Annotated in this window: 15 protein-coding genes and 1 pseudogene; 2 read left to right on the top strand and 14 right to left on the bottom strand. The window is 63.0% G+C overall.

What is annotated here, in order from left to right; all coding sequences use genetic code 11:
- Window positions 1–87 precede the first annotated feature (87 nt).
- The 9 genes from phnN to NKI47_RS06465 form a co-directional block, all read right to left on the bottom strand.
- Window positions 88–717 (bottom strand): phosphonate metabolism protein/1,5-bisphosphokinase (PRPP-forming) PhnN, encoded by a 630-nt coding sequence (gene phnN / locus NKI47_RS06505; RefSeq protein WP_023677504.1) that lies wholly within the window; start codon window positions 715–717, stop codon window positions 88–90.
- Window positions 714–1,853: an alpha-D-ribose 1-methylphosphonate 5-triphosphate diphosphatase gene (locus tag NKI47_RS06500; RefSeq protein ID WP_023677505.1), complete on the bottom strand. Its 1,140-nt coding sequence runs from the start codon at window positions 1,851–1,853 to the stop codon at window positions 714–716. The genes phnN and NKI47_RS06500 overlap by 4 nt, the downstream gene beginning before the upstream one ends.
- 96 nt (window positions 1,854–1,949) lie before the next feature.
- Window positions 1,950–2,657, bottom strand: coding sequence for a DUF1045 domain-containing protein (locus tag NKI47_RS06495; protein WP_023677506.1), 708 nt, complete (start codon window positions 2,655–2,657; stop codon window positions 1,950–1,952).
- Between the two features lie 154 nt (window positions 2,658–2,811).
- Window positions 2,812–3,624, bottom strand: a complete 813-nt coding sequence (iolB, locus tag NKI47_RS06490) for a 5-deoxy-glucuronate isomerase (protein ID WP_023677507.1) — start codon at window positions 3,622–3,624, stop codon at window positions 2,812–2,814.
- Between the two features lie 2 nt (window positions 3,625–3,626).
- Window positions 3,627–3,845, bottom strand: a complete 219-nt coding sequence (locus tag NKI47_RS06485; RefSeq protein ID WP_254815905.1) for a DUF3329 domain-containing protein — start codon at window positions 3,843–3,845, stop codon at window positions 3,627–3,629.
- A gap of 26 nt (window positions 3,846–3,871) precedes the next feature.
- Entirely contained in the window at window positions 3,872–4,789 is a 918-nt protein-coding gene (gene iolE / locus NKI47_RS06480; RefSeq protein ID WP_352588522.1) for a myo-inosose-2 dehydratase, read from the bottom strand.
- Between the two features lie 15 nt (window positions 4,790–4,804).
- Window positions 4,805–6,679, bottom strand: coding sequence for a 3D-(3,5/4)-trihydroxycyclohexane-1,2-dione acylhydrolase (decyclizing) (iolD, locus tag NKI47_RS06475; protein ID WP_352588519.1), 1,875 nt, complete (start codon window positions 6,677–6,679; stop codon window positions 4,805–4,807).
- Window positions 6,680–6,713: 34 nt separating this feature from the next.
- Window positions 6,714–8,648, bottom strand: coding sequence for a bifunctional 5-dehydro-2-deoxygluconokinase/5-dehydro-2-deoxyphosphogluconate aldolase (locus tag NKI47_RS06470; RefSeq protein ID WP_352588517.1), 1,935 nt, complete (start codon window positions 8,646–8,648; stop codon window positions 6,714–6,716).
- A 196-nt stretch (window positions 8,649–8,844) separates the two neighbouring features.
- A complete protein-coding gene (locus NKI47_RS06465; protein WP_352588514.1) occupies window positions 8,845–9,573 on the bottom strand; it encodes an SDR family oxidoreductase in 729 nt (242 codons plus the stop codon).
- 138 nt (window positions 9,574–9,711) lie between these two features.
- Between NKI47_RS06465 and NKI47_RS06460 the strand changes: the two genes are divergently transcribed.
- A complete protein-coding gene (locus NKI47_RS06460) occupies window positions 9,712–10,602 on the top strand; it encodes an AraC family transcriptional regulator (RefSeq protein WP_352588511.1) in 891 nt (296 codons plus the stop codon).
- On the opposite strand, the gene NKI47_RS06455 is transcribed toward NKI47_RS06460, so the two are convergent.
- On the bottom strand, window positions 10,599–11,444 hold the full coding sequence (locus tag NKI47_RS06455; protein ID WP_352588944.1) for a MurR/RpiR family transcriptional regulator: 846 nt from the start codon (window positions 11,442–11,444) through the stop codon (window positions 10,599–10,601). The two genes, NKI47_RS06460 and NKI47_RS06455, sit on opposite strands and share 4 nt — an antisense overlap.
- A gap of 152 nt (window positions 11,445–11,596) precedes the next feature.
- Between NKI47_RS06455 and NKI47_RS06450 the strand changes: the two genes are divergently transcribed.
- Entirely contained in the window at window positions 11,597–12,706 is a 1,110-nt protein-coding gene (locus NKI47_RS06450) for a Gfo/Idh/MocA family protein (RefSeq protein WP_352588509.1), read from the top strand.
- A 213-nt stretch (window positions 12,707–12,919) separates the two neighbouring features.
- On the opposite strand, the gene NKI47_RS06445 is transcribed toward NKI47_RS06450, so the two are convergent.
- The 4 genes and pseudogenes from NKI47_RS06445 to NKI47_RS06430 all read right to left on the bottom strand — a co-directional run.
- The gene (locus tag NKI47_RS06445; protein WP_352588506.1) at window positions 12,920–14,011 is read right to left on the bottom strand and encodes a 3-deoxy-7-phosphoheptulonate synthase; all 1,092 of its coding nucleotides are present in this window, start codon (window positions 14,009–14,011) and stop codon (window positions 12,920–12,922) included.
- Between the two features lie 473 nt (window positions 14,012–14,484).
- Window positions 14,485–15,279, bottom strand: coding sequence for an SDR family oxidoreductase (locus tag NKI47_RS06440; protein ID WP_023677517.1), 795 nt, complete (start codon window positions 15,277–15,279; stop codon window positions 14,485–14,487).
- A gap of 23 nt (window positions 15,280–15,302) precedes the next feature.
- Window positions 15,303–16,304, bottom strand: a complete 1,002-nt coding sequence (gene iolG / locus NKI47_RS06435; RefSeq protein ID WP_023677518.1) for an inositol 2-dehydrogenase — start codon at window positions 16,302–16,304, stop codon at window positions 15,303–15,305.
- 68 nt (window positions 16,305–16,372) lie between these two features.
- Window positions 16,373–16,562, bottom strand: a pseudogene (locus tag NKI47_RS06430) (sugar ABC transporter ATP-binding protein); the annotation flags it as partial.

The raw sequence follows: 16,562 nt of genomic DNA, 5'->3' as shown, positions 1-16,562 counted from the left end.
ATAATCCAGAAAAGTGGATACCGGTTTCCAAAAAGATATCGGTTAGACAAGTAGCGCCCATACCGAATGCATCGGGTGGGCGCTATTTTAGATAAGGCCCGACATGTCGGAGAAGGCCATGGCCTTGCGCAGCATCTCGGCGAAGCGCTCGCCGGCCGCTTCACGAGGGCCGCTATTGTCGATCGAGGTGACACCCGGTCCGGACAGCGCCACATTGGCGCTGCGCGCCAGCCGTGCCAGCACTTCGCCGCGCGATTCGCGACCGCGCAATGCCAGCCGCTCGGCCAGGATATCCGGTGTAGCCGTGATTTCGACGACAGCCAGATTGGCGTAGCGTTCCCGCAGCGCCGGGATGATCGCGCGCGAGACGTTGGCGATCGCGACACGGCCGTTTGAGACCGACCAATCGACTTCGGCCGGGATGCCATAGCGCAGGCCATGCGCCTCCCAGGAAATCGCGAAGGCGCCATCCGCTTCGGCCTCGACGAAGGCAACGTCGGCGAGCGTGTCGTGATCCTCGGTGGCCGCATCGCTCGGCCGGGTGATCACCCGGCGCACGAACTCCAGCCGGCTCTCGTCGGCAAACACGGCGCGCGCATAGCCGATCACCGTGTCCTTGCCGGCACCGCTCGGCCCGACGACGGCGACGAAGACACCGTCGCGGATCGGAAATCCCGTAGCGGACAATTCACGCTCGACCGATGCCGACACCATCATGCGACTCGGCGTCCCTGCCGCCAGACCGTGCGGACGACCGGGACATGGTCGTCGACGCGCACGCGAACCAGATCGGCGCGCCGGCCGGGCTCGATGACACCGCGATCGGTGAGGCCGACCGCCTCGGCCGGGTTCTTCGAGACCATCGCCACCGCCTGTGGCAAGGAAATGCCCTCGACCACGTCGCCGAGGAAGAAGGCTGACTGGATCAGACTGAAGGGAATGTAGTCCGACGACAGGATATCGAGCAGGCCATCGCCGGCCAGCGTGCGGGCCGAGACATTGCCCGAATGCGAAGCGCCGCGCATGACATTCGGCGCGCCCATCAAAACGCCGAGCCCTGCCTTTTTCGAAGCCCGAGCCGCCTCCTCGGTGGTTGGGAACTCGGCGACACGGACGCCTTGCTCGATCGCTTCGTCGACATGGCCGACGGTCGCGTCGTCATGGCTGGCGAGCACGATGCCGCGCTCTTGGCAGGCAGCGGCGATGAAGCTGCGATTCGGGCTCGAGTTCTTCGCCGATTCCGCCATCCGCTTTTCGCAGAATTTCTGGAAATCGCGATCGGTCAGCTTCAGCTTGCGCTGGTAATAATAGGCATAGGTTTCGAGATCGACGAATTGCCGCTGTCCGGGCGCATGGTCCATCAGCGACGCCAGCCTGACCCGCTCGTCGCCGTCGAAATTGGCGAAGGCCGTGAGGCAGTCCGGCGCCGAAACCTCGCAACGCAGATGGAGGAAATGGTCGGCCCTGAGCCGGTCCTGCTGCACGCTGTCCTCGATCGCGTCGGCCAGCTTGCGTATGTCGGCGGCCGTCAGGTCGGCATCCTCGTCCATGCCGACACGCAAAGCGTCGAGCACGGTGGTGATGCCGGCGGTCGCCACCTGCGCGTCATGCGCGAGCACAGCTGCGATCGGGTTCCAGCGCACTTTCGGCCGCGGCGCGTAATGGCCTTCGAGATGATCGGTGTGGAGCTCGACCAGGCCAGGGATGATGAAGTCGCCGCCCATGTCCTCGCCGCTGCGGCCGGGTCCGGCATCGATGGCGGCGATCATGCCGTCGCGCAGCACGATCGACCCTTCGACGATCTGGTCGGCGAGCACGATCCGGGCGTTGTCAAGAACAGTCTCGGCCGTCATTTCAAGCAGTCCTTGCAGGATTTTGCAGCCAACTGGAACCAATTGGCGTCGTACAAATGCGGTTAGAACAAATAGTCATTTAGGCAGTTCTTCTGGTCAGGCAGTTCTTCTGGCCGGGCGGCGCCCGAGCGCGTGATGGGACAGCACCATGAACGGTGCGCCCGGTTCAGTTTCCACAAACAGCGTCAGCGCGTCCACCGCCACCGGCCGTTGCAGCACGTCCGCAAACAGGCTGTCGATTGCTAGGCGAAGACGAGGGCTTTCCTGTGACGACACCCGGCCGGACAGCGTCATATGGAAGCGAAACGTCTCGAAGACATAGGGATAGCCCCACTGGCAGAGATTGCGGAACTCGTCGGGCTTCAGCGAATCGGGGCTGCGCCGTTCGATCTCGGCTTCCGTCAACGGCGCGCGGAAGCGGTCGAAGTCGCGCACCACGTCGTCGGCGAAGCGGTTGAGCGCCGGCAGCGGTGCTTCCGGCAACAGCGCGAAGAAGCCGTCGATCTGGCTGACGACGAGGCGCGGGATCGTAACCACCGGCGTCGCCTCGGCAAAATCGTCGAGTGCTGCACGAAGCGAGGTTTCCGTCTCGGTGGAGGCCAGTCTGAAGGGCGCCTTCAGTGTCGCATGAAAGCCATAGCGGCGCGCCGAGGCGGTATGGAAGGCAACTTCTGCCGCCGACAACTCGCCCGCAGCCTCGACCGGCTTTGTGGCGGCACCGAATGGGTCGCGGCCGAGCCAGTTGGCGGCGATCCGTGCCAGCGGTTCGTCTTGTCGGGGGGTGAAATAGATCGCGTAGCGCATCGAAGTTCCTCGTCAGCCCCGCTGCCCATAGGCGATTTGCATGACGAAATGACGAAGCTGGTGATTGCTTCTGATAACAAAGTTGTCCAGGCGGGTCATTAGCCGACGATTTTTTCGCCTTGGACCAGCGGATGAAGGCGAAGCGAAAAACCTGTTAGGCCTTCATCAGCCATTCGTGCTCGGGCGCGTTGTGGAATTTCCACGTCCGCTTCGGTCCGGCCATGACGTTGAGATAATAGAGATCATAGCCGTGGCAGGCTGCGCAGGGGTGATAACCCTTGGGGACCAGCACGACGTCGCCATCCTCGATCGCCATCGCCTCGTCGAGCGAACGAGCACCGTTCTCGTCGGCATCGGTGTAGACGCGCTGGAAAGCAAAGCCCTGTGGCGGGTTGAGACGGTGGTAATAGGTCTCCTCGAGATAGGATTCAGCCGGCAGATTGTCCTGGTCGTGCTTGTGCGGCGGATAGCTCGATGTGTGGCCGCCGGGTGTGATGACCTCCACCACCAGCAAGGAATCGGCCGGCTTGCCCTCCGGCAGGATGTTGGTGACATAGCGCGTGTTGGTGCCTTTGCCGCGAACCTCCTGGCCGAGATCGTCGGGCCCGATGACACGGACCGGCAGACCGCCGCCCAGTCCTGGCGCCGAACAGACGGCAAGTTCGAGATCGGTATCGGCGCTCACCGACCACTCCGACCCCTGCGGCACATAGACCGACCACGGCTTGCCCTCGAACGGCGACATGCGTTCGCCGAGCAAGCCGAGATCCTTGCCGCCGGCCTTGGCCTTGCCCTTGCCGGTGACGAACACCAGGCAGACCTCACGATCCGCGGTTTGCCCGGAAGCGCTCTCGCCGGGCCTGAGCCGATGCAGATCGAAGCCGACATAGGTCCAGCCGGCGCTTTGCGGCGTCACATGGGCGATGCGGCCGTGGCCCTTATTGGCTTTGACGAGCAGCTTCGACATGGTCATTCCTTCGGTTTGGCGTCTGCCGATGGCTTGTCCTCGTCAGCCGGCTTGTAGAGATAGAAGAATTGCCAGACGGCATAGCCGGCGAAGCCGAGCGCGATCACGCCCCAGAACGGTGTGCCCGTAGCGAATTCGATCACCGACCAGACCAGGCAGACCGCGACAACGGCAACGCGCCGCCACAGCGGCCGGAAAAACGGGTGCTCGGAGTCTTTCATCGGATCAACACCTTTCCTCGCGAGCCTCAAGCATTGGGAAAGCCCTGTGTCTCCACCGTATAGCCGGCCGCCGTCATAGCCCGCATCAATTCCTTGTAGCCGACCTGCGCCATCTTGAGCGGCGGGTTCTTCTTCGGATCCTGCTCGGCCTCGACCACGAACCAGCCTTCATAGCCATGGTCGGCGAGCCTCTGGACGATGGCGCCAAAATCCAGCGAGCCATCTCCCGGCACGGTGAAGGCGCCAAGTGCCACCGCGTCGAGGAACGATTGCTTCTCGCGATCCAGTCCCGCGATCACCTCCATGCGCACATCTTTCACATGCACATGGTTGATGCGCGGGTGGTGGTTATCAATAGCGCGCAGCACATCGCCGCCGGCAAAGGCCAGGTGACCCGCGTCGAGCAGCAATGGAATGCCTTCTCCCGAATAGCGCATGAAGGCATCTAGCTCTGGCTCGGTCTCAACTACTGCCGCCATATGATGATGGTAGGAGAGCCGCATGCCTTGCTCTGCACACCATTCGCCGAACTGCGTGAGCCGCCGGGCGTAGGCTTTCATTTCCTCGTCCGAAAGCCTGGGCTTGCTGGCGAGCGGCTTCGAGCGGTCGCCCTGGATGGAGCGGCCGACTTCACCATAGACGATGCAGGGCGCGTTCACCGCCTTGAACAGGTCGATCATCGGCTGGATACGATCCTTGTTCTTCGCCATGTCTTCGTCGACCAGCGTCCCCGAGAACCAGCCGCCGCAAAGCGTCACGTCGGCCTCTTTCAGGATCGGCAGCATGATTTGCGGATCGTTGGGAAAGCGGCGGCCCATTTCCATTCCGGTAAAGCCAGCCGAGCGCGACTGGCGCAGGCACTCCTCCAGCGACACATCATCGCTGAGTTCGGCAAGATCGTCGTTCCACCATGCAATGGGGGACATGCCCAGTTTGGCTTTCAAGTCGTCACTCCAGTTTCAGACATTCGAGGCGCGTTCGCGGATGGCTAAAGAAACCCGCCCGCTCAGCGCTTCCTCATATTTCTTGCGCGCCGCATTCACTTGCGGCCGTGCCGAGACTTCCGGCACTGCGACATCCCACCAGCTTCCACCGGCCTCGGTCGAAACCAGCGGGTCGGTGTCGATGACCAGCACGGTCGTTCGCGTGTTCTTCTTCGCTTGCGCCAGCGCCGTTTCCAGCCCGGCGATCGATGGCACTTTTTCGGCAATCGCACCCATGCTCGCAGCATGCGCGGCGAAGTCGATCTCGGGCAAGGTTTCGTGACGGGCGTCCTTCAGCAGATTGTTGAAGTTGGCGCCGCCGGTCGCCATCTGCAACCGGTTGATGCAGCCATAGCCGCGGTTGTCGAGCAGCACGATGGTCAGCTTGAGGCCGAGCATCACCGAGGTCGCGATCTCGGAATTGAGCATCAGATAGGAGCCGTCGCCGATCATCACCACGACCTCTTCGTCCGGCTTGGCCATCTTGACGCCAAGCCCGCCGGCGATTTCGTAGCCCATTGTCGAGAAGCCGTATTCTGCGTGATAGGAGCCGGGCGCGCCCGCCTGCCATAGCTTGTGCAATTCGCCGGGCAAGCCGCCGGCGGCATGAAGCAGTACCACGCCGGAGCCCATGGCGCGCTGTACTGCGCCGATCACTTGCGCGTCGGACGGATAGGCGGCATTGGTCGACGCCGTCACCTTGTCGGCATCCGCTTGCCATTCCTTCTTGCCGCTAATCGCATTGTCGGTCCAGTCTGAAGGGGCTTTCCAGCCTTTCAGCGCCGCAGCGAGTTCGGCGAGCCCTTCCGCCGCATCGGCGACCAGCGGCAGCGCCTGGTGCTTTCCGGCGTCAAAAGGCTGGACATTGAGCCCGATGAGGGTCTTGCCGGCATTCTTGAACAGCGCCCAGGAGCCGGTGGTGAAATCCTGCAGTCTGGTGCCGACGGCAAGCACGACGTCGGTCTCTTCGGCCAGCCTGTTGGCCGCCGAGGTGCCGGTAACGCCGACCGCAGCCATGTTCAGCGGATGATCGTCTGGCAGCGAGGATTTGCCGCCTTGCGTCTCGCAGACCGGAATGCCGGTGTCTTGCACCAGTTTTGCCAGCTCCTCGGACGCCTGCGAATAGAGTACGCCGCCGCCCGCGATCACCAGCGGCTTTTTCGCCGCTTTGAGTACCGCGACTGCGGCCGCCAGTTCGTTGCGGTCCGGGCGCTGCCGTCGCGGCGTCCAGAGTCGCTCGGCAAAGAAACTCTCGGGGTAGTCATAGGCCTCGGCCTGCACGTCCTGGCACAGCGCCAGCGTCACCGGGCCGCATTCGGCGGGATCGGTCAGCACCTGCATGGCGCGGTTGAGCGCCGGCATGATCTGCTCCGGCCGCGTGATGCGGTCGAAATAGCGCGACACCGGGCGGAGGCAGTCATTGACCGTCGCCGTGCCGTCGGAAAAATCCTCGGCCTGCTGCAGGACGGGATCGGGAATGCGATTGGCGAAGACGTCGCCTGGCAGAAACAGGACAGGCAACCTGTTTACATGCGCAAGTGCCGCAGCGGTCACCATGTTGAGCGCGCCGGGGCCGATCGAACTGGTCGCGGCCATGAAGCGACGGCGGAAATTGGCCTTGGCGTAGGCGATCGCGGCATGCGCCATTGCCTGCTCGTTATGGGCACGAAAGGTCGGCAGTTCGTCGCGAACCTGGTAGAGCGCCTCGCCGACGCCGGCGACATTGCCGTGGCCGAAGATCGCCCAGACGCCGCCGAAGATCGGCACTTTCTTCCCGTCCATCTCGGTCATCTGTCGAGCAAGAAAGCGGGTCAGCGCCTGCGCCATCGTCAGGCGGATTGTCTTGGTCATGTCGGTTCCTCCGCAGTCCTTATGCCGCGCCTTCTTATGCTGCTTTGCGGCCGCGCGCCGCAAGCCATGCCTCGGTCAGTCTCTCGAAGCGAGATGCCATGTCGGCAACCGCTTCATCGTCTGACATCTTGCCGGCAAGCCATTGTTCGGCCGCGTTGATGAAGATGGTGCGGCCGACGGCAAAGCCCTTGACGATAGACGCCTTGGCGGTGGCAGCAAAGGCCGCTTCCAATTCGTCCTGCGGCGCTTCGAGGCCAAGCAGCACAATCCCGCGGCACCACGGATCGTTCTTCAGGATCACCGCCTCGATCTTTGCCCATGCGCCGGCCGATGCCTGCGGTTCGAGCTTCCACCAATCGGGCTTGATGCCGAGTGCGTAGAGTTCCTCGAGCGCGCGCGGGATGGTCATGTCGTCGAGCCTGCCGTGCTTGCCGGCGATGATCTCGACCAGAAGTTCTCTGCCCATTTTCCGCGCGGCCTCGAACAAAGCGCGCAGTTTCTGCTGCTGTTCGCTCTTCAGCGCCGCGGGATCGTCGGGATGATAGAAGCACAGGCACTTGATGCAGTGGTCGACCGGCCATTCGGTCAGTTGCGAACCTATGTCTTGCGAGAACTCGAAGCGAAGCGGTCGCGAACCCGGCAACTCGACCGGCCGGCCGAGCCAGGCGAAGGAATGGTGGGCGAATTCGAACATCGCCTCGCGTCCGTATTTTTCGTCGAGCAGCATGCCGTAGCCGGCGCGGCCAGCCGCGACCTTGGCCGCAGCCTTGACCGTCAGCACCTTGAAAGCTGGGATTCGCGACGGATCGGCGCCGGCTTTTGCCGCGACATCCTCCAGCTGGACGCGGTGGTCGCAGGCGAACGCCATCAGCGAGGGGATGTCGCGCCGGCGCGTGGTCGCCCAATGGATGTGATTGATCGCCTCGTCCTTGCGCAGCGCCAGATGCTTGCTGCCGTTTTTCAGGAAGAACTGCAATTCCTCGAAAGTCGGGTATTCCGGTGCGCAGAGCAGCCGCGACACGGCAAAGGCGCCGCAGGCATTGGCCCAGGTCGCCGCCGTCGCCAGGCCTTCCTCGCCGAGCCAGCCGCGCAGGAAGCCCGACATGAAGGCGTCGCCGGCGCCGAGCACATTGTAGACCTCGATTGGAAATCCCTTGCCGACGATACCGTCCTCGAGGTCGTCGCTGATCGGCCCGTCATAGACGATGCAGCCCATGGCGCCGCGTTTCAGCACGATGGTTGCCGCCGACAGCGAGCGGATGGTTTTCAGCGCGCTCAGGCAATCGTCTGCGCCCGAGGCGATCATGATTTCCTCTTCGGTGCCGACGATGAGATCGCAATCGGGCAGCACCGTCTTCAACTGCGCCGAGACGCGGTCGGATTTCACATAGCGCTCGAAGCCTTCGGCGTGGCCGGCGAGACCCCAGAGGTTGGGGCGGTAGTCGATGTCGAACACCACCTTGCCGCCCTTGGCTTTCATGACACGGATCGCCTTGCGCTGGGCGGCGTCGCTGTTGGGCCGTGAAAAATGCGTGCCGGTGACGACGACCGCGCGTGCCGAAGCGATAAACGCCTCATCGATATCGTCTTTCGAAAGCGCCATGTCGGCGCAATCGCTGCGATAGAAGATCATCGGCGAGACGCCTTCATCCTCGACCGACAGCAGCACCAGGGCGGTCAGCCGCTCCGGATCGGTCTTGAGGCCTTCGACCGAAACGCCCTCGCGGGTCAGCTGCTCGCGGATGAAGCGGCCCATCTGCTCATTGCCGACGCGGGTGAGCAGCGCCGAGCGCAGGCCGAGCCTGGCAGTACCGACCGCGATATTGGCCGGACAGCCGCCGACCGACTTGGCAAAGGAAGTAATGTCCTCGAGGCGCGAGCCGATCTGCTGACCATAGAGATCGACGGAAGCGCGGCCGATTGTGATGATGTCGAGCGGCGCATGTCTCGCTTCCACGGCTTCGCCCATTCGAACCTCCCATCGGCTTTGTTGTCTTGGGTAACACGCGCGGCAGCGTGGCGCCGGCAATATGAAATAATAATTCCAATCCATAGTCAATATGGAACGAGCATTCCCAAGGCTGAAAAGTGCTGTGCAAGGCTCGCGCGTTCAGAAACTTTGAAGTCAGACGAACGTCAAGTGTCTACCACTGAAACCAGCTGATTTACCAAGGAAGCGGGCCATCATCGTTGAAGAACCCGGCGGTCGGGCCATCGGCGTCCAGGGTCGCCAGGTGAATGACGATCTCGGCCGCCTGCTGCACCGTGCGGTGACCTTTATACCCGTTGAGATCGGTGGCAGTGTAGCCGGGCGCCGCGGCGTTGACCTTGATGCCTTGGGGCGCGAGCTCCCTGGCGAATGCCACCGTGATGGCATTCAAGGCTGTCTTGGAGCTGCCGTAGCCCATCATGTTAACGGCGTGGTTCGCAGTGGCGGGATCGAGCGCCCGGCCGATGGACCCGGTGGAGCTGCTCACCATCACGATCCGGGCAGCAGGTGCTGCTAGCAGCAGCGGCAGGAATGCCTGGGTCACGCGGATCGGGCCGAAGACATTGACGTCGTAGGTGGCCTGGATGTCGGCGATCCGCTGCTGGCTCGGCGGCAGGTCGTAATTGATGGCGACGCCGGCGTTGTTCACCAGCACGTCGAGGCAGGGGCTGGCCTGCCTGAATGCCTCGGCTGCCGCCTTCACACTGTCATCCCGCGTGACGTCCAGCTCAAGCCACTCCACGTCGAGGCCTTCGGCGCGCAATGCCTGCGCCGCCGCCATGCCGCGTTCGGCGCTCCTGGCGCCGAGCCAGACCTTGAACCCCATGGTCGCCAGTCGCCGGGCGATTTCACGGCCTATACCCTTGTTGGCGCCGGTCACCAGCGCGCTTTTCGATGTTCTCATAATCGGTGTCTCCATTTTTCTTGTGGAAGACCCACAAATGGTGCGAGGCAGCGGGGATTGCGCGCCGGAAATTCTCCGGCTCTTGCCTAATCCTCTCACGCTGTTGCGCCGCCGGTGCGAATGCGCGATGCTGGCGCAATGAGCGAAGCGCTGCAGGAGTTGATCGAGATCGCCAGCCGCCATGCGCGCGGGCGACGAACAAGAACGGCGGTTCCCCGCGTTTCGATCGGCCGCAGCGAAGTCGCCACGCCGCCATTGTCAGGGGTGTGGGGGTCGGGGATCTTATTCGTACTGCAGGGCGCGAAGACGGTTCTGATCGGCGACCGGGCTCTTCGTTACAATCCGGCCAGCTATTTCATCTATACTGTCGAGACGCCCACCATCAGCCAGATAATCGAAGCGAGCGCGGCGCGTCCTTACCTGGCCATTGGCTTGACCCTTGACCTGCAGGCCGTCGCCGCGCTCCTCGTCGAGCACGCGCCGGCCTTCAGTGGCGACAGTTTCTCCACCTCTCCCGCTGATGACGATCTGCTCGACGCGTTGCGTCGAATGATGCGGCTGCTTGACCGGCCAGCGGAGATTCCCGTGCTCGCGACCATGATCGAGCGGGAGATGCTGTTTCGGCTCTTGCAAGGCCCCCAAGGCGGAAAGCTTCGTGAACTTGCGCGCGCCGATGGCCATCTGTCCCGGATTGGCCGGGCGATCGCCTGGATCCGTTCGCATCCCCATCAGCCGGTCCGGGTCGGCGATCTGGCCGAGATTGCCCGTATGAGCAGTGCTGCGTTTTATCGTAACTTCAAGGCGGCGACGGCCATGAGCCCAATCCAGTATCAAAAGCAAATCCGCTTGCTGGAAGCCCGCCATCTGCTGATTGCCCAGCCGGGCAACGTCGCACGTGTCGCCTTCGCCGTCGGCTATGAGAGTGCTTCCCAGTTCAGCCGGGAGTATGCCCGCCAGTTCGGGTCGCCGCCTGCCCGCGACGCAGCGCGGCTTTCGGCAGAAGGCGAAACGGCAATAGAGGTGATCTAAGGCTTGCGCTTCTTGCCAGTATCGCGCCGCTTCTCGCCGACCGCGACGGTCAGCGCCATAGCCAAAGCCATCGTCGCCGACAGCGAGCGGAAGCCGGCGAAATCGGCCTCGGCGACCTCGAACCAGACCCTGGCGAATTGGGCGAGTGGCGAAAAGGAGCTGTCGGTAATCGCCACGATCGGCACGCCTTGCTCCGAAATGACGCGCGCCTCCTCGATGGTGGCCGGGGCATAGGGCGAAAAGCTGATGGCGATCACGGCGTCCGTTGGAGAGGCAAAGCCGATCATCTCTGCATTGAGGCCGGCGGCCGATTCGATCAGCTGGTTGCGGATCTTGAGCTTGCCCAATGCATAGGCGATATAGGAGGCGACCGGGTAGGAGCGCCGCTTGGCCAGCACGTAAATGGTTTCGGCCTTGGCCAACACGGTGATTGCATCTTCGAAATGGTCTTCATTTAGCGTGCGCGAAATGTCGTTGAGCGAGGTACTGGCTGCGGCAACAAAACCGTCGAAAATCGCGCGGTGGCCGGCGCCTTCCTCGGCCTTGGCGCGCAATGCCGCCAGCCTTTCATCGTAGGACGAGTTGCGCTCGCGCAGGCGCTCGCGAAACACCAACTGCAGGCTGGTGAAACCATCAAAACCAAGCTGCTGGGCAAAGCGGATCAGGGTCGAAGGCTGGACACCGGCGGAAGCGGCGATGCTGGCAGCGGTGCCGAAGGCGATATCGTCTGGGTTGTCGAGCGCATAGGCGGCGATCTGGGCGATACGTTTCGGCAGGCTGTGGCGCCGCTCCAGGATCGTCGCCCGCAGCGTCTCGAAATCGCGCGGCACCCGTTCGTCCATCGTCGCTCCGCCCAGGCTCATCGTCTGGTTCCCTCTGTGCCCCATCATAGCGGGCCTGTGCAAGAACACCATAAAAAATGAGACAAGCGTTCCATCTGCAGACAAAATGGACTAATTCATCCACACAAATTTTGCACACAGGAGGCAAGCGGATGGTCGGGGTAGGTCTTATCGGCACGGGTTTCATGGGCAAGTGCCACGCCATTGCCTGGAACGCGGTCGGCACCGTCTTTCCCGATGTGGCCAAGCCAAGGCTGGTCCATCTGGGCGAGGTCAACGAGGATCTTGCCAAACGCCGTGCCAGCGAATTCGGCTTCGCCAAGGCGTCCGGTGACTGGCGCGCCGTCGTCGACGACCCGGATGTCGATGTCATCTCGCTGACAACGCCGAACCAGTTCCACCCGGAAATGGCCATCGCCATCCTCGAAGCCGGCAAGCATCTGTGGTGTGAAAAACCGATGGCGCCGAGCTTCGCCGAGGCGCAAGCAATGGCCGCGGCGGCCCAAAAGTCCGGCAAGGTCGCCGCGCTTGGCTATAACTATATTCAGAACCCAGCGATCCGCCATATCGGCGCGCTGCTCGACGAGAAGATCATCGGCGAGGTCAACCATCTGCGTATCGAGATGGACGAGGACTTCATGGCCGATCCGGAGGCGCTGTTCTTCTGGAAGCACGAGGCGGCGTCCGGTTACGGCGCGCTCGACGATTTCGCCGTGCATCCGCTGTCGCTCATCGCCGTACTGTTCGGCCGCGTTGCCCGCGTCATGTGCGACATGGCCAGACCCTATGCCGACCGCCGCGTCGCCTCGGGCGGGCGCCGCGCGGTCGAGACCTACGACATCGCCAGCATCCTGATGCATCTCGAAAACGGCATCGCCGGCACGCTGCTGGTCAACCGTTCGGCCTGGGGCCGCAAAGGCCGGATCGCCATCCAGATTTTTGGCTCGAAGGGCTCGATCCTGTACGACCAGGAGCGGATGAATGAGTTCCAACTCTATCTGACGGCCGACCGGCCGACCGAGCAAGGCTATCGCACCATCCTGGTGGCGCCGCATCATAAGCCTTATGACGCCTTCCTGCCGGCGCCCGGCCACGGCCTTGGCTTTAATGACCTCAAGATTATCGAATGCCGGGAACTGTTGACGCGACTTGCCGGCAAGCCGGCGCGGATCATCGATTTCGACGAAGGCCTGGAGATCGAGCGCACGGTGCACGCGATGGCGCGCTCGTTCGCGGAACAGCGCTGGGTGGAGGTGCGGTAATAAGCCCCTTCTCCCCTTGTGGGAGAAGGTGGCCGAGCGAAGCTCGGTCGGATGAGGGGTGTTGGACGGATCGCTACAGCGAAGAAATAACCGCTTAAAATCCCTCAATATTTTACGCCAAGTTTCTTCCAGCACCCCTCATCCGGCTCGGCGCTGCGCGCCGATCCACCTTCTCCCACAAGGGGAGAAGGGACAGGGCCGGCATTGGCTGCCTCAGGCGGCTCCCGGACGGCCAGCGATCATGGCGCGTCGCGCCGACCGGCGCTGCTCGACGGCGTCGGCAAGGCCGTGCAGCACCGTTTCGGTGGTTTCCCAGTCGATACAGCCATCGGTGATGCTCTGGCCATAGACAAGCGGCTTGCCGGGCACGACCTCCTGCCGGCCGGCGACCAGATTGCTCTCGATCATGATGCCGATGATGCGCTCGTCGCCCGCCGCGATCTGGCCCGCCACGTCAGCCGCCACCAGCGGCTGGTTTTCCGGCTTCTTGTTGCTGTTGGCGTGGCTGACATCGATCATCAGCCGCGGTGCCACGCCGATCCGGCCGAGTTCAGCGGAGGCAGCAGCTATGCTTGCCGCGTCATAGTTGGGCGCAATGCCGCCGCGCAGGATGACGTGGCAGTCCTCGTTGCCGGTGGTCGTCGCGATGGCGCTGCGCCCGCCCTTCGTCACCGCCATGAAATGATGCGGCTGGGCGGCGGACTTCACCGCCTCGGCGGCAATCCGCAGATTGCCGTCAGTGCCGTTCTTGAAGCCGACCGGGCAGGAGAGGCCCGATGCGAGCTCGCGATGGATCTGGCTCTCTGTCGTGCGTGCGCCGATCGCGCCCCAGGCGACGAGGTCGGCAATGTATTGCGGAGTTGTCATGTCGAGGAACTCGGTCGCTGAGGGAAGGCCGAGATTGTTAACCGCCGAGAGCACGTTGCGGGCCATGCGCAGACCCTTGTCGATGTTGAAGCTGCCGTCGAGGTCGGGATCGTTGATCAGGCCCTTCCAGCCGACCGTCGTGCGCGGCTTCTCGAAATAAACCCGCATCACGATCTCCAGCCGGTCCGACAGGTTTTCACGCAGCGATGCCAAACGGCTGGCATAGTCTACGGCGGCGGCCGGGTCGTGGATCGAACAGGGGCCGACGACGACCACCAGCCGATCGTCGGTGCCGGTCAGCACGGCGTGGATCGCATTGCGTGACGCGGCAACGGTGCGCGTCGCCGTCAGCCTGCGCGGTATCTCCCGCATCACCTCGTCCGGCGTGCTCAATTCCCTTATTTCTTTGACCCGAACATCGTCTGTGGTCGTCAACACGGCTTATGCTCCTGATTGGGAGACCTGCCGGCTGAAACAAAAAAGCCGCCAGGTCTGGCGGCTGTTCGGATATTGTTGCTGCAATCTTCAGATCGAGCGCAATCCTCCCGCCGCCAGCGAGCTCATAAAGTACCAATAGGTGGCGGTCAGGTTGATCATGAGGGCTGATATAGTCGACGCGGAGGCGCTTGTCACGTGCCTGGTGAGGAGGAGGTTTACTCCAGCCCATTCGCGATTGGCTGAAGCCCCCGAACTTCGTCATCCCAGGGCGAAGCAGGAGCGGAGCTCCGTCGCGGAGACCCTGGGATCCATGCCGTTGCCTTGGCCGAGGAGTGCTGCGGAACTAAATTCTGCATTGTAGCGACGCCTAGATGTCACGGCATGGATCCTCGGGTCTGCGTCGCGTCGCTGCGCTCCTTGCTCCGCCCGTGGATGACGAAGTGATGGGCGGCGTTCCGCTAGACTTGCCGGCGTTATTCCGGTGACGCCCCGGCGATGCTCTGGTCGTAATCGACCAGCGACCCGGTCATGACGCCGGACTGCGGGCTGATCATATAGCTGATCAACCGGGCAAGCTGCGCCGGCTTCACCAATTGGCCCATCGGCTGCGCGGCTTCGGCCTTCTCCAACCAGTCCTCCGGCGCGTCGTGCCATTTCTTCTGCACGATCGCCTCGCCCTCGGTGTCCATCCAGCCGGGCAGCACCGCATTGCAGCGGATGCGATTGCCGCGATAGGCATTGGCGACATTCTTGGTGAGTGTCGCCAGCGCTCCCTTGCTCGACGAATAGGGCGCCAGGAACGACTGGCCGCAATGCGCCGACATCGACAGCACGTTGACGATCGAGCCCGGTACCTGGCGCGCCAGCAAATGCGCCACCACGCCCTGCATCAGGAAAAACGGGCCGCGCACATTGGTCTGGAATATCTGGTCGAACAGATCCTCGGAGGTCTCGACCAGCGAGCCGCGAGCCGAGGTGGCAGCGGCGTTGACCAGCGCGTTGACGGTACCAAAATGGCCAATCGCCGTTTCGACCGCACGCTTGCAGTCGGCCACTTTTGAGACGTCGGCGCTGATGAAGATGGCATCGACGCCTGCCCCCTTGAGGATGGCGACAGCCTTGTCGCCCTTCTCCTGCGAGCGGCCGATCAGCGCCAGCGCCCGGCAGCCCTCATCGGCCAGCGCTTCGGCGACGGCAAAGCCGATGCCTTGTGCGCCGCCGGTGACGATGGCGCGTGTTTCGGAATTGCGACCGGCTGAACCGTTCATCGCCTTGCTCCTGTGCTTGATAGTCAGATTGTTTTGTCGAGGCGGATGGTCTTGCCTTCCTTGGCCGATTTCAGCGCCGCATCCGCCAGCCTGAGCGCCACCAGCCCGTCCTTGCCGCTCGGCGTCGCCTTCTTGCCTGACGTCGCTGCCGCAATGAAGGCAGCGATCTCGTTAGCATAGGCGTCGAGATAACGGGTCATGAAGAAATCGTGCAGCGGCGGCCGCGTATAGCCTTTCTCATTGGCCAGTTCGATCGACACCGGCCGCTGGTTCTCGGCCGCAATCATGCCTTTCGAGCCATGCACCTCGATGCGCTGGTCGTAGCCGTAGGTGGCGCGGCGTGAGTTGGAGATAACGCATTGCTTGCCGGAGGCAGTTTCGAGGATGACGCTGACGCTGTCGAAGTCGCCGGCCTCGCCGATCTTCTTGTCGACCAGCACCGAAGCATGCGCGCTGACCGCCACCGGCTCCTCGCCGAGCAGGAAGCGCGCCATGTCGAAATCATGAATGGTCATGTCGCGGAAGATGCCGCCCGAGCGGCCGATATAGTCGAGCGGCGGCGGGCCGGGATCGCGCGAGGTGATTGTCACCATTTCGACAGTGCCGATGGCGCCGTCGTCGATCGCCTTGCGCACGGCGGCAAAATGCGGATCGAAGCGGCGGTTGAAGCCGACCATCAGGGTGGCGCCGGCCTTGTCGACGACGGCCAGGCAACGTTCCACCCGGGCGGCGTCGAGGTCGATCGGCTTTTCGCAGAAAATCGCTTTACCCGCTTTGGCGAAGCGTTCGATCAGATCGGCATGGGTATCGGTCGGCGTGCAGATGACGACCGCATCGATATCGCCGGCCTTCTCGATGGCATCGATGCTGCGCACTTCGGCGCCATAGGCAGAGGCCAGATCGGTCGCCGCCTTCTCGAAGGCGTCGGCAACTGCGACCAGCCTGGCCTCAGGATTGGAACCGACGGCGCGAGCATGGACCTTGCCGATACGGCCGGCACCGAGAAGAGCAAAGCGAAGAGGCATGAAGAGTTTTCCTTTGAGAATGGTTCGGAAGGGAGGGCGTGTTAGCGCCTGTGGCTCGGCGTTGGCCGTTACGCCGCAAGTTCCGCCTGCCCGGTCTTGGCGCCGGTGATGTAGGAGACGATCTCGTTCCCGTCCGTGTCCTGCGTGCGCAAATACGCGACGATGCGGCCGCGCCGGAACACGCCGCTGCGGTCGACCAGCTCGCACACCGGGCGCATGTTGCCAGAGAGCAGGATCAGCGGTTCGCCATTCCCCTTC

The organism is Mesorhizobium sp. M0633 (assembly GCF_040320645.1).
Classification (GTDB): Bacteria; Pseudomonadota; Alphaproteobacteria; order Rhizobiales; family Rhizobiaceae; genus Mesorhizobium.
This window is presented reverse-complemented; position numbering and strand designations above follow the sequence as displayed.